Origin of the sequence: Cupriavidus sp. SIMBA_020 (genome assembly GCF_046535395.1) — a bacterium.
Lineage (GTDB): Bacteria > Pseudomonadota > Gammaproteobacteria > Burkholderiales > Burkholderiaceae > Cupriavidus > Cupriavidus campinensis.
The window spans coordinates 371,584-384,289 of the sequence record NZ_JAWRWU010000001.1; the positions used below are offsets into that span (position 1 = coordinate 371,584).

At 64.1% G+C, this 12,706-nt stretch carries 12 protein-coding genes and 2 tRNA genes; all 14 read right to left on the reverse strand.

Translation table 11 applies throughout. The features are described from left to right. Window positions 1-35: 35 nt before the first annotated feature. The 14 genes from SB751_RS01670 to SB751_RS01735 all read right to left on the reverse strand — a co-directional run bounded on the left by SB751_RS01670 (window position 36) and on the right by SB751_RS01735 (window position 12,699). A complete protein-coding gene (locus SB751_RS01670) occupies window positions 36-434 on the reverse strand; it encodes a hypothetical protein (RefSeq protein WP_144195850.1) in 399 nt (132 codons plus the stop codon). A gap of 77 nt (window positions 435-511) precedes the next feature. Then, a complete protein-coding gene (locus SB751_RS01675; protein WP_144195853.1) occupies window positions 512-730 on the reverse strand; it encodes a hypothetical protein in 219 nt (72 codons plus the stop codon). Between the two features lie 179 nt (window positions 731-909). Beyond that, a complete protein-coding gene (locus SB751_RS01680) occupies window positions 910-1,326 on the reverse strand; it encodes a hypothetical protein (protein ID WP_144195855.1) in 417 nt (138 codons plus the stop codon). A 473-nt stretch (window positions 1,327-1,799) separates the two neighbouring features. Then, a tRNA-Pro gene (locus SB751_RS01685) sits at window positions 1,800-1,876 on the reverse strand. Window positions 1,877-1,940: 64 nt separating this feature from the next. After that, window positions 1,941-2,375, reverse strand: a complete 435-nt coding sequence (locus tag SB751_RS01690; protein ID WP_144195857.1) for a MerR family transcriptional regulator — start codon at window positions 2,373-2,375, stop codon at window positions 1,941-1,943. A 182-nt stretch (window positions 2,376-2,557) separates the two neighbouring features. Further along, on the reverse strand, window positions 2,558-2,974 hold the full coding sequence (locus SB751_RS01695) for an integration host factor subunit alpha (protein WP_144195859.1): 417 nt from the start codon (window positions 2,972-2,974) through the stop codon (window positions 2,558-2,560). Window positions 2,975-3,048: 74 nt separating this feature from the next. Next, on the reverse strand, window positions 3,049-5,496 hold the full coding sequence (pheT, locus tag SB751_RS01700; protein ID WP_410747745.1) for a phenylalanine--tRNA ligase subunit beta: 2,448 nt from the start codon (window positions 5,494-5,496) through the stop codon (window positions 3,049-3,051). 66 nt (window positions 5,497-5,562) lie between these two features. Continuing rightward, window positions 5,563-6,588, reverse strand: a complete 1,026-nt coding sequence (pheS, locus tag SB751_RS01705; RefSeq protein WP_250025345.1) for a phenylalanine--tRNA ligase subunit alpha — start codon at window positions 6,586-6,588, stop codon at window positions 5,563-5,565. A 181-nt stretch (window positions 6,589-6,769) separates the two neighbouring features. After that, window positions 6,770-7,126 (reverse strand): 50S ribosomal protein L20, encoded by a 357-nt coding sequence (rplT, locus tag SB751_RS01710; RefSeq protein ID WP_092292801.1) that lies wholly within the window; start codon window positions 7,124-7,126, stop codon window positions 6,770-6,772. A 26-nt stretch (window positions 7,127-7,152) separates the two neighbouring features. Beyond that, entirely contained in the window at window positions 7,153-7,350 is a 198-nt protein-coding gene (gene rpmI, locus SB751_RS01715) for a 50S ribosomal protein L35 (RefSeq protein WP_006575466.1), read from the reverse strand. Window positions 7,351-7,517: 167 nt separating this feature from the next. Beyond that, complete coding sequence (gene infC, locus SB751_RS01720) at window positions 7,518-8,039, reverse strand: translation initiation factor IF-3 (RefSeq protein ID WP_144195865.1); 522 nt, start codon at window positions 8,037-8,039, stop codon at window positions 7,518-7,520. Window positions 8,040-8,086: 47 nt separating this feature from the next. Continuing rightward, window positions 8,087-9,994 carry a threonine--tRNA ligase gene (gene thrS / locus SB751_RS01725; protein ID WP_144195867.1) on the reverse strand — a complete coding sequence of 636 codons (1,908 nt, stop codon included), beginning with the start codon at window positions 9,992-9,994 and terminating at the stop codon, window positions 8,087-8,089. Window positions 9,995-10,369: 375 nt separating this feature from the next. Next, a tRNA-Val gene (locus SB751_RS01730) sits at window positions 10,370-10,446 on the reverse strand. A gap of 21 nt (window positions 10,447-10,467) precedes the next feature. Beyond that, on the reverse strand, window positions 10,468-12,699 hold the full coding sequence (locus tag SB751_RS01735) for a RelA/SpoT family protein (protein ID WP_144195869.1): 2,232 nt from the start codon (window positions 12,697-12,699) through the stop codon (window positions 10,468-10,470). Window positions 12,700-12,706: the final 7 nt, after the last annotated feature.

Genomic DNA, 12,706 nt, shown 5'->3' on the forward strand with positions numbered 1-12,706 from the left:
GCAGTGGACGGCGATTCAGCGGTTACAACTGAAGATCAGCGCTCGTCGGCGTCGATGACATCGTCATCGTCGTCCATGTCGCGCAGTGCGGGCAGGTCGTCGTCATCGGCGCCGTCAAGGTCGTCGCTGCCGTCGCCGCGCGCACGGAACTCCAGGCCCAGGCGGAGGAAGAGGTCGAACGCATCGGCCAGCAGGTGCTTCTGACGTGGCAGCAGGCTTGCGTACGGCATGTCGTAGATCGACTGGTGCGTGCCGCGCGCACCCTTCAGGCCGCGGTCGCGCGCGATGTCGGACAGCAATGCGGCGAAGCCGGACAGGTCCTGCGCGGCCAGCGCGGCATTGAGCACGCGGGCAATCACTTGTGGGGATGCACCTGACCATCCAATGAGTTCGGCATTGGAGGCGGCGTCGTGGGATAAGTCGCTAATGTCCATCTCCGTCTTAACGGTCCCACAGTCGCCGGCTTGAGGCGTCTTGCTTTTCGCCATGCGCGTCGACCCCCTTGCGTCGATCAGCTCCGTCGGGCCTTCGGCGGCGCGGCGTCCGCGCCGGAGGCTTCGCGCCGGAGTTGCTTGTAGTCGATGCTCCCGTCCGCACGGTGCGAGGCCATCAGGCGGTTGCGCGCGCCGCAGAGCGGGCAGCGGAAGATGGGGCCCTGCCCCTCGTTCTTGATCACCACCTCGGCGGGCATCCATCGCGCACCACAGGGTTGGTTCTGACATACAAACATCACGGACTCCAAAAGACGCTGCAAATCGTAACACGTGTGTCTGTCGCGTCACACCTTGCAGGGCCGCCATTTGGCCCCTACCTTGGCGGGATAGCGGGCGCCACGGGCGGCGTTAGGTTGAGAATAGGTTGGGATCGATCGGGCCACGCGGCGGGCTGCGTCTTACCCGATCTGCTGCATCAGCCGTTGTTCTGGATCCAGTGCCGCGCCCACGCGCCGCCCGCCATGCGTGCCTCGGCGGCAGTCGGATACGTGGCCGGCGGGCCGCCCGCCTCCTGCACCACCGCGCCGGCCTCCCAGATATCGCACCATGCCTTGTACCGGGCGGGGGCGAGCGCCTGCCAGAACAGGTGCACCACGAAGCCGCGGTATTCGAACATGTCAGCGCCGCTCTCCGGCGCTGCAGACGGTGCCCGGGCGGCATCCTCGACGGGCAAGGCGGCCGGAGATACTTCCGGAGATACTTCCGGCGACAAATCTGCCGACACATCGGCCCGGGCGCGCGCCATGGCGCGCATTGCGCACAGGCTCGCGGCCATCGCGCCAACCAGCACGCCCGCGCCAAACCAGCAGGCCCTGATTTCACGTTGCCCCATCGCGCCCTCCCGCAGCGATGCTCTCCTATGGCGAGACGCGCAGGAGGAGCGGGGGTTCCCTGATTTCAGGTTATACCAAAGCGACCTGCACGGTGCATTCAAACGCTGGGGCGGCAGGCCACAATGAAAAACGCCGCGCCGAGAAAATCGGGCGGCGTTGTTTCGTCGAGGATTGCGCGCGGAACGCGCCGTTCATTCGAGGAGCTTCACCACCGTGGTCAGCAGCCAGCCCACCGCCACGCAGGCACCGACCCAGCCGGTACCAATCAGGAAAATATCACGCCAACTCATGACTCACCCTGCGTTTCAAATCATCGTCCAAGGCTAGGCGACGACGCTGCGGGAGGGAACGCAGGAAATGTAAAGAAGTTTTGCGGCGCATCAAGCGCCGGGCGACCAGACCCGCGCGTATTGCCGAAAAAACCCGCCAAAGAAAAACCCGCTTGGCTTTGACACCAAGCGGGTTTCTTGTCTGGTCGGGGCGAGAGGATTTGAACCTCCGACCACCTGCACCCCATGCAGGTACGCTACCAGGCTGCGCTACGCCCCGAAGCAAAAGATTATATCAGCAACAATTCATTGGTGGCTAGTCATTGGCACGGCGCATTGCAAAATTATCCATGCCGCGCGATCTCCTTCAATTGCGCCAGCAGGTTTTGCACTGCCACCAGCTCACCGCGCAAGCTATTGAGATCGACCGACAGCACCGGCGCCGTGGCAACCGGCGCCATCGGCTCGGCCTCGCTCTCCTCCAGCGCCGCGCCGAGGCCATGATGGCGACCATCATCGAGGCGGTTGCGCGCCCCGTTGATGGTGAATCCCTGCTCGTACAGCAACTCGCGAATACGCCGGATCAGCAGCACTTCGTGATGCTGGTAGTAACGCCGATTGCCGCGCCGCTTCACCGGCTTGAGCTGGGTGAACTCCTGCTCCCAGTACCGCAGCACGTGCGGCTTGACGGCGCAAAGCTCGCTCACTTCGCCAATCGTGAAGTAGCGTTTTGCGGGAATCGGCGGCAGCGCAACGCGCTCGCTGGATTTTTCCGACATGCGATGGGAAGTCAGGCGTCAGGCCGAAAGGCGCGACTCGGTTGGCGCGACATGCGCGCGAGCATTGCAGGATACAGACTGCAAGTGCCGCGGGCAATCCACCGTTCGAGGCAAGGGCGTGGCGTGTCGGACGACCGCGACGAGCCGGGAGGCGCCAGCGGGAAAACCCGGGCGCCGGAACGTCAGCCCGGCACCGCCAGACCGGCGCGCTCCTCGACCAGACCCTTGAGTTTCTGGCTGGCGTGGAACGTCACCACGCGACGCGCGGTGATTGGGATGATTTCGCCCGTCTTGGGGTTGCGGCCCGGACGCTGCGGCTTGTCGCGCAACTGGAAGTTGCCGAAGCCGGACAGCTTGACGCTGTCACCGTGTTCCAAGGCTTCACGAATCACGTCGAAGAAGGCTTCGACCATGTCCTTGGATTCACGCTTGTTCAGGCCAACCTGGTCGAACAGCATCTCTGCGAGTTCGGCCTTCGTGAGGGTGGGCACTTCGGTCGCGCGGGCTTCCGGCGATGCGTCGTCCAGTGAGTCGGCGTGCCGATCGCTGACCTCGCCCAGGTCTGCAGCATTCATGGAATTCGCGTCTCGATCGTTCATTCTTGATCGCTCTTCTGAGGTCTGTCTGGCGATCCGCCCGGGAGCTGTGCCCGGGCGCCCCAGGTTTCAGCGACCTATCCGCGCAGCCGGGCCGAGAAGCCCGCTGCCAGTGCATCGATCATACAGCGCACTGCGCTGTCGACCGTCTCGTCCTGGAGGGTCGCCCCAGTATCTTGCAACGTCACACGGAACGCAAGGCTTTTCTCGTCGGCCCCGATCGCGGCGGAAGCCGCCTTCGGACGGAATTCGTCGAACAGCGCCAGGCTCTGCACGTAGTGGCCAAAACCGCCTTGATCCAGCGCCGCGCGCATCGCATCGAGCAGGTCCTGCACGCGCACCAACTGCTTGACCACCACGGCCAGGTCGCGCACGGCGGCCGGGAACTTCGAGATCTCTGTGTACGCCGGCAGACCGACGTCGCGCAGCGCATCCAGGTCCAGCTCGAACGCTACCGGCGCCTGGGTCAGTTCGTATTCCTGGAGCCAGCGCGCGTGCAGCTCGCCCACTACGCCAACCGGCTTGCCGTCCACGATCACGCGCGCCGCGCGGCCCGGATGCAGCGCAGGATGCGCCACCGGCTCGAAGCGCGCCGTACGCGGGTGGAACAGCGACTCCACGTCGCCCTTCACGTCGAAGAAGTCCACCGGACGCGTGGCGATGCCCCACTGCTCGTCGAACGCCGGGCCGTAGGCGATGCCGGCGGCCACCATCGGCTGGTGATAGCCGGCCACGGTCAGGCCGCCATCCGTCACGTTTCCGTCACGATGGAACACCCGGCCCACTTCGAACAGGCGCACGCGCGCGGCCTTGCGGTTGAGGTTGTAACGGACCTTGTCCACCAGCCCGCCGAGCAGCGTCGAACGCATCACGGCCAGCTGGCTCGCGATCGGGTTCAGCAGGCGGATCGGGTTGTCGTTGCTGGCGAAGTCGCGCTCCCATTTCTCTTCCACGAAGGCGAAGTTGATCACCTCCTGGTAATCGCGGGCGGCCAGCGCGTGACGCACCACGTGGGTAGAGCGGCGTGCCTCGTTGGTCGGACGCATCTCGCTCTCGGCGATCGGCGGCAGCGCCGGAATCCGCTCGAAGCCATAGATACGCGCCACTTCCTCGATCAGGTCTTCCTCGATCTCGATGTCGAAGCGGTAGCTCGGCGGCGTGACGGCAAACACCTCGCCCTCGGCACCTTCCGAGCGCGTGAACAGCAGGTTCAGGCGCTGGAACACGTCGGCGATCTCTGCCGACGACAGCTCGATGCCCAGCACGCGCTCGGCACGCGCCACGCGCAGGCTCACCGGCTTGCGCTCGGGCAGGTTCACCACCTGATCGTCCACCGGGCCGGCCTGGCCGCCGCAGATGTCGAGGATCAGCGCGGTAATGCGCTCGATGTGCTCCACCGTCGTGGCGTAGTCCACGCCGCGCTCGAAGCGGTGCGCGGCATCGGTCGAGAAGTTGTAACGGCGCGCGCGGCCCTGGATGGCGTTCGGCCACCAGAATGCGGCTTCCAGGTAGATATTGGTCGTGTCCAGCGACACAGCAGTGCTGTCACCGCCCATGATGCCGGCCAGGCTTTCGATCTCCTTGTCGTCGGCGATCACGCCCACCTGCTCGTCCACGTCGACCGTGTTGCCGTTCAGCAGCTTGAGTTGCTCTCCCTTGCGGCCCCAGCGCACGTCCAGCCCGCCGTGGATCTTGTCGAGGTCGAACACGTGGCTCGGACGGCCCAGCTCCAGCATCACATAGTTGGAGATGTCCACCAGCGCCGAGATGCTGCGCTGGCCCGAGCGCCCCAGGCGCTGCACCATCCACGCCGGTGTGGCGGCACGTGCGTTCACGCCACGGATCACGCGGCCCGAGAAACGGCCGCAGAGGTCCGGCGCCGAGATCTTCACGGGCAGTTTGTCGGCGAGCGTGACGGCCACCGGCTTCATGTCCGGCAGCGTCAGCGTCGCGCCGGTCAACGCGGAAACTTCACGCGCCACACCGTGGATCGACAGGCAGTCCGCCTTGTTCGGCGTCAGCTTGATCGTGAAAATCTGATCATCCAGATCCAGATACTGACGAATATCCTGGCCGACCGGGGCGTCGTCCGGCAGGACCATCAGGCCGCCGTGGTCCTCGGACAGCTTCAGTTCGCGCGCCGAGCACAGCATGCCGTAGCTTTCCACGCCGCGCAGCTTGCCGATCTTGATCTCGAACGGCGCACCGCCTGCTTCCGCCGGCGGCAGCACGGCGCCGACCATGGCGCACGGCACCAGGATGCCAGGCTTGACGTTAGGCGCGCCGCAGACGATCTGGAGCGTCTCGCCGGTGCCGGCATCCACCTGGCAGACGTTGAGGCGGTCAGCGTTGGGGTGGCGCTCGGTGGCCAGCACACGGGCCACGACGATCTTGCTGAACGGCGGCGCAACGGGGCCAACCTCTTCCACCTCGAGCCCGGCCATGGTCAGGCTGTGCGACAGCGCGTCGGTAGAGATCTTTTCAGGATTGGCGAAAGTACGAAGCCAGGATTCCGAGAATTGCATGGCGCTTCTGATCCGGTAGGTATTCTGTGATGTTCTGTGACGATGAGCGATGCGGCCTGGGGCTGGTCAGGCGAACTGGCGCAGGAAGCGCACGTCGCCCTCGAAGAACAGCCGCAGGTCATTGATGCCATAGCGCAGCATCGTCAGGCGCTCGAGGCCGGAGCCGAACGCGAAGCCGATATAGCGCTCGGGGTCGAGGCCCATGTTGCGCAGCACGTTCGGATGCACCTGGCCCGAGCCCGAGATCTCCAGCCAGCGGCCGCTGCCGAAGGCCATGTCGATTTCCGCCGACGGCTCGGTGAACGGGAAGTACGACGGGCGGAAGCGCACCTGGATGTCATCGCGCTCGAAGAACTTGCGCAGGAAATCGGTGTAGACACCCTTCAGGTCGGCGAAGCTCACATGCTCGCCAATCCACAGCCCTTCCACCTGGTTGAACATCGGCGAGTGCGTGGCGTCGCTATCCACACGGTAGGTGCGGCCCGGGCAGATCACCTTGATCGGCGGCATCGGCCTGCCGGCGTGCTTCTGCACGTGCATGCGCGCGTAGCGCACCTGCATCGGGCTGGTGTGCGTGCGCAGGAGCAGCAGCTTGTCGTCGCTGTCGCGGCCGTCCACATAGAACGTGTCCTGCATCGAACGGGCCGGATGATTGTCCGGGTTGTTCAGTGCGGTGAAGTTCATCCAGTCGGTCTCGATCTCGGGACCATCCGCCACGTCGAAGCCGATGGAGCCGAAGATCTGCTCCACGCGCTCCCACGTGCGCATGACCGGATGCAGGCTGCCGCGCGACACGGCGCGGCCGGGCAGCGTCACGTCGATGGCCTCGGCGGCCAGGCGCGCGTTCATCAGCGCATCGGCCAGCGCCTGGCGGCGCGCCTGCAGGGCACCTTCCACCTGCTGCTTGACCTGGTTGATGCGCGCGCCTTCGGTCTTGCGCGCCTCGGGGTCGAGCTTGCCCAGGCCCTTGAGCAGCTCGGTCAGCGCCCCGGTCTTGCCCAGGAAGCGGGCCTTTTCGTTTTCCAGCGTGGCGTTGTCGTTGGCGGCGGCGAAGGCGGCCTGTGCATCGGCGACGATTTGATCCAGATCCAGGGACATGACGGCAATCGTGGAAAGGGTTAGCACTGTGTGCGGTATCTCATTTCGGGTGCCGTTTCACTGTGCATGACACGGCATTCGAAATGAAAACGGGGCTCGGTGAGGAGCCCCGTTTCAGCAGACCTGGCGGTCGGCGCTTGCCCGGAAGCGCCCTGGGGCGCTTCCGCAGCCGGCATCAGGCAACGGAGGCTTTCACCTGGTTGACGATGGCGGCAAAGGCAGGCTTGTCGTGGATAGCCATGTCCGACAGCACCTTGCGGTCCAGTTCAATCGAAGCCTTCTTCAGGCCGTTCATGAACACGCTGTAGGTCAGGCCATGCTCACGCGTTGCCGCGTTGATACGTGCAATCCAGAGCGCACGGAACACGCGCTTCTTGTTGCGACGATCGCGGTATGCGTACTGGCCAGCACGCATGACCGCCTGCTTGGCGATGCGATAGACGTTATTGCGACGGCCGCGGTAACCCTTGGCAGCGTCGATGACTTTCTTGTGACGGGCCCGTGCAGTGACCCCACGTTTGACTCGAGGCATGTATTACTCCTTTCGTTGTCGTTGGGTTATGCGTAGGGCATCATCGCGCGAACCGACTTCAGGTTCGTCTCATGGACGTCCTGGGTGCCGCGCAGTTGACGCTTGTTCTTGGTGGTCTTCTTGGTCAGGATGTGACGCTTGAAGGCCTGGCCGCGCTTGAACGAACCGTTCGGGCGCGCCGTAAAGCGCTTGGAGGCGCTTTTCTTGGTCTTCATCTTAGGCATGAAAAACTCCAGCTCTATGACATGCATGCAGGTGGACGGCTCACGCCGACGCTTGCAAGACCCGCATCCACTTGTTGTTGTACGCAGCCACGGGGACCACGTACGGTTTTCCGCGCAGCACGACGCCGGGATGTACGTGACATCCCGGCCGTCGCCCCGCGCGAGAATTACTTCTTCTTCTTGGGGGCCAGCACCATCACCATCTGGCGGCCTTCCATCTTCGGCATCTGCTCGACCTGACCCAGCTCCTCCAGGTCCGCCTTCAGACGCTCCAGCATGCGCGCACCGATTTCCTGGTGGGCCATCTCACGGCCGCGGAAACGCAGCGTGATCTTGGTCTTGTCACCATCCTCCAGGAAACGCTTCAGGTTGCGCAGCTTGACGTTGTAGTCGCCATCATCCGTGCCAGGACGGAACTTCACTTCCTTGACCTGGATGATCTTCTGCTTGAGCTTGGCGTCATGGGCGCGCTTGGCTTCCTCATACTTGAACTTGCCGTAGTCCATGATGCGGGCCACGGGTGGAGCCGCGTTGGGCGCGATTTCCACGAGATCCAAGTCCTTGTCCTCGGCCAGGCGCAATGCGTCCATGAACTTGACGATGCCGAGCTGCTCGTTATCAACCCCTACCAGGCGCAGTTCCGGCGCGCTGATCTCACGGTTGATACGGTGACCTTTGTCTGTAGCGATGTTCCGTTACCTCAAGAAGACAAAAAAACAAGCCGTGCTCATCACCCTCAGGCTTTGCTGGCAACGTCCTGTTGGAGACGTTCCACAAACGCGGAGACGGGCATCACACCCAGATCCACGTTGCCACGGGCACGCACGGCCACTTGATTGGCATCCTTCTCCTTTTCGCCCACTACCAGCAGGTAGGGAATCTTCTGGAGAGAATGCTCGCGGATTTTATACGTAATTTTCTCGTTACGCAAATCGGCCTTGGCCCTAAACCCTTGTTTTTGCAAGAGTTGCACGACGCTTTCGGCATATTCCGATTGCGAATCGGCAATATTCAGGACCACCACCTGCTCCGGCGCCAGCCAGGCGGGCAAAGCACCCGCGTGATTTTCGAGCAGGATGCCCAGGAAGCGCTCGAACGAACCGAGGATGGCACGGTGGAGCATGACCGGACGCTTGCGCGAGTTGTCCTCGGCGACGTATTCGGCACCCAGCCGCTCCGGCAACACCAGATCCAGCTGCAGCGTGCCGCACTGCCACGAGCGGCCGATAGCATCCTTGATGTGGTATTCGACCTTCGGGCCGTAGAAGGCGCCCTCGCCCGGCAGCTCTTCCCACTCCACGCCACAGGCGCGCAGGGCCAGGCGCAGGCCTTCCTCGGCATGGTCCCAGATCTCGTCCGAGCCAGCGCGCTGGGCCGGGCGCAGCGACAGCTTGACCGCCACGTCCTTGAAGCCGAAATCGTCATAGATCGAGAACGCGAGTTCGTTGAACGCCTTCGCTTCTTCCACGATCTGGGCTTCCGTGCAGAAGATGTGTGCATCATCCTGCACAAAACCGCGCACGCGCATCAGCCCATGCAGCGCGCCGGACGGCTCGTTGCGATGGCAGGCGCCAAACTCGGCCAGGCGCAGCGGCAGGTCCCGGTACGAACGCAGCCCGTGGTTGAAGATCTGCACATGTCCAGGGCAGTTCATCGGCTTGATCGCGTAGTCGCGCTTCTCCGATTCCGTGACGAACATGTTCTCCTTGTAGTTCTGCCAGTGGCCGGACTTTTCCCAGAGCGAACGGTCCATCACCTGCGGCGTGCGGACTTCTTCATAGCCGCCTGCGCCCAGGCGGCCGCGCATGTACTGCTCCACCGCCTGCCAGACCTGCCAGCCCTTCGGATGCCAGAACACCATGCCCGGCGCCTCCTCCTGCAGGTGGAACAGGTCGAGCAGCTTGCCGAGCTTGCGGTGATCGCGCTTCTCGGCCTCTTCCAGCATCGTCAGGTAGGCGTCCTGGTCTTCCTTCTTCGCCCAGGCCGTGCCGTAGACGCGCTGGAGCATCTCGTTGTTCGAGTCGCCGCGCCAGTAGGCGCCAGCCACCTTCATCAGCTTGAACACCTTGAGCTTGCCCGTGGACGGCACGTGCGGGCCGCGGCACAGATCGACGAAATTGCCTTCGCGATAGAGACCGATTTCCTGGTCCGCCGGAATCGACGCGATGATCTCGGCCTTGTACTTCTCGCCCATCGACTCGAACAGCGCCACCGCCTCGTCGCGGTTCCACACTTCGCGCGTGACTTTCTCGTCCTTGCGGGCGAGCTCCGTCATCTTCTTCTCGATGGCAACGAGGTCTTCGGGCGTGAAGGGGCGCTTGTAGGCGAAGTCGTAGTAGAAACCGTTGTCGATGACCGGACCGATCGTCACCTGCGCCTCGGGATACAGCTCCTTGACGGCGTAGGCCAGCAAGTGAGCCGTCGAGTGGCGGATCACGTCGACGCCATCGGCATCCTTGTCCGTCACGATGGCGAGCGCGGCGTCACGGTCGATCCGGTAGCTCGTATCGACGAGCTGGCCATCCACCTTGCCAGCAAGTGCCGCCTTGGCCAGGCCCGAGCCGATGCTCTGGGCCACTTCGGCCACCGTGACAGGGCCGGGAAATTCGCGACGGGAACCGTCCGGCAGCGTGATTGCGATCATCTTGCACCTTTTGAGGGGTCCGCTCGCCAGCATTCTGCGCCTTGGCGGGCGGATCAAAGTCAATGTCTGCGGTAGCGGCGAGGCCAGCCACCATTTGTTCCTTGCCGCGCATCGCGGACGATGCGGCAGCTTATCAGGCCGCTGGCGAACGACAGACGAAAAAAAACGCGGCCAAGGCCGCGTTTTTCTCAATCTACCCGGATCACCCCGGGGCGAAGGCGCACCTCGACTACTGTCGCTGACCAGCGGTAGTAGTTCGAGTTGTCTTGTTCATGATGCGTTTCCGTGCCTGTAGAAGTCGATCGGATCTGCCGTCACGCCAGCCTTCGATGCCGACGGGGTAATACGTATTTTTACTGCTTTACTGCAATTCGTTGGTAGGCTCGATTGGACTCGAACCAACGACCCCCACCATGTCAAGGTGGTGCTCTAACCAGCTGAGCTACGAGCCTAGCGAAGCCGCAAGTATAGCATCACTTTCTTTTCGCCTGCAACACCCCTTGTACATCTTCGATGATGGAAAGCGCGCGTTGCAACTGCGTGGCCTCCGAGACCTCGGCCGTGAACTGCATCCGCGCTACGCCCTTGCTCGAAAGCGTCTTCACGCCGGTGACGTTGATCTTTTCGCGCGAGAGGACTTCGGAGATGTCGCGCAGCAGGCCCTGGCGGTCCACGGCTTCCACGTGGATGTCCACCGGGTACACGGCGTCGCTGCGCTTGCCCCACGCCGTCTGGATCACGCGTTCGGGCGCACGCGACGACAGTTGCTGGAACGTATGGCAATTGCGGCGATGGATCGACACGCCGCGCCCCCGCGTGACGAATCCAACAATCTCGTCCGGCGGCGCCGGCTTGCAGCAGCGGGACATCTGCGTCATCAACGAGTCCACGCCCACCACCAGCACGCCGCTCTTGGCGCCGCGCGCCACGCTGGTCGCGCGGCTCTTCTTGGTGACGGCTTCTTCCTCGTTGAACTGTGGCTGCGCCTCGCCCTCCGGGTGCCGCAGCGCATGCTCCACATGGCGCAGGCTGAACTCCTCCTTCGCCACCGCCGCGAACAGCTCGTCCGGGGTCTTGAAGTGGAGCCGGCTGGCCAGGTCGTCGAGGTTGACCGCGGTCTTGCCCTCGCGCTGCAAGGTTTTTTCGATCAGTGCCCGGCCCTGCGCGATGGTCTCCTGCGAGTCCAGCGCGTTGAACCACGCGCGCACCTTGGCCCGCGCGCGGCTGCTGGCGAGGTAGCCCAGCTCCGTATTGAGCCAGTCGCGCGACGGCCCGCCCTGCTTGACCGCGACGATCTCCACGGTCTGCCCGTTCCGCAGCGGCGTGTTCAGCGGCACCATCGCCCCGTCCACGCGCGCGCCCCGGCAGCGGTGGCCGAGGTCGCTATGCAGGTAATAGGCGAAGTCCACCGGCGTGGCGCCCTGCGGCATCGCTACCACGCGCGCCTGCGGGGTCAGCACATAGATATGGTCGTCGATGGCCGCATGCTTGAGCTGCTCCCACGGCGAATCCTCGTGCGCGACCGAGTGGTCGGCATCGTCCTTCCACGCCAGCAACTGGCGCAGCCAGGCGATCTTCTCGTCGTAGCGCTCGCTGGCCGAGAACTGCCCGCTGTAGCCCTTGCTGCCGGCTTCCTTGTAGCGCCAGTGCGCCGCCACGCCGTATTCGGCGAAGTGGTGCATCTCCTGCGTGCGGATCTGCACCTCGAACGCGCGGCCATCGTCGCCGATGACCACCGTGTGCAGGGACTTGTAGCCGTTGGACTTCGGCCGCGAGATGTAGTCGTCGAACTCGCGCGGAATCGGCTGCCAGATATGGTGGACGATGCCGAGGACCGTGTAGCAATCCTTGATGTCGTCCACGATCACGCGGAACGCGCGCACATCGTACAAATCGGCGAAATCGAGTTCCTTGCCGCGCATCTTCTTCCAGATGCTGTAGATGTGCTTGGGCCGGCCGGTGACCTCGGCGGGGATGCCGGCCGAGGCCAGTTCCGACTGCAGCCGCTCGATCGCCTGCGAGATATAGCTCTCGCGCTCGATCCGCTTCTCGTCTAGCAGTTTTGCGATGCGCTTGTAGGTATCCGGCTGTTCGAAGCGGAAGGCGAGATCCTCCAGCTCCCACTTCATCTGCCAGATCCCGAGCCGGTTGGCCAGTGGCGCGTAGATATCCAGCGTCTCGCGCGCCACGCCCGGCAGCGGCATGTTCTTGGTCTGCGCGAGCCAGCGCAGCGTCTGGAGCCGTGACGCCAGGCGCACCAGCACCACGCGGATGTCCTGGGCGAAGGCCAGCAGCATCTTGCGCAGCGCCTCCACCTGTTCCTGGCGGGCAGCGACCTCGGATTTCGACGATTCCGAGACATCGGTCTGCGACACCGCGATGGCACCGATGCGCAGCAGCTGCCGCACGCCCTTCACCAGCCGCGCGACTTCCTCGCCAAAGCGCGGCTCGATCTGCGGCTCGGTGTCCGGCACGAAGGCCGCCATCGCGAACAGGCAGGCCGCGGCGCGCGCGGCGTCGTCCACGCGCAGGCCGTCGAGGATGCGCAGCATCCCCTCGGCGTGAGACAGGACGGTCTCGCCGGTGGGCAGCATCGCGGGCTGCGCCCCGTCGGCGGTCTCGCGCACGAACGCCAGCGCGCGCTCGACCAGCCCGGCATCGGGCACGCCTGCGACCTGACTCGTGAGATCGGTGGACGTCACCATGTCAAAC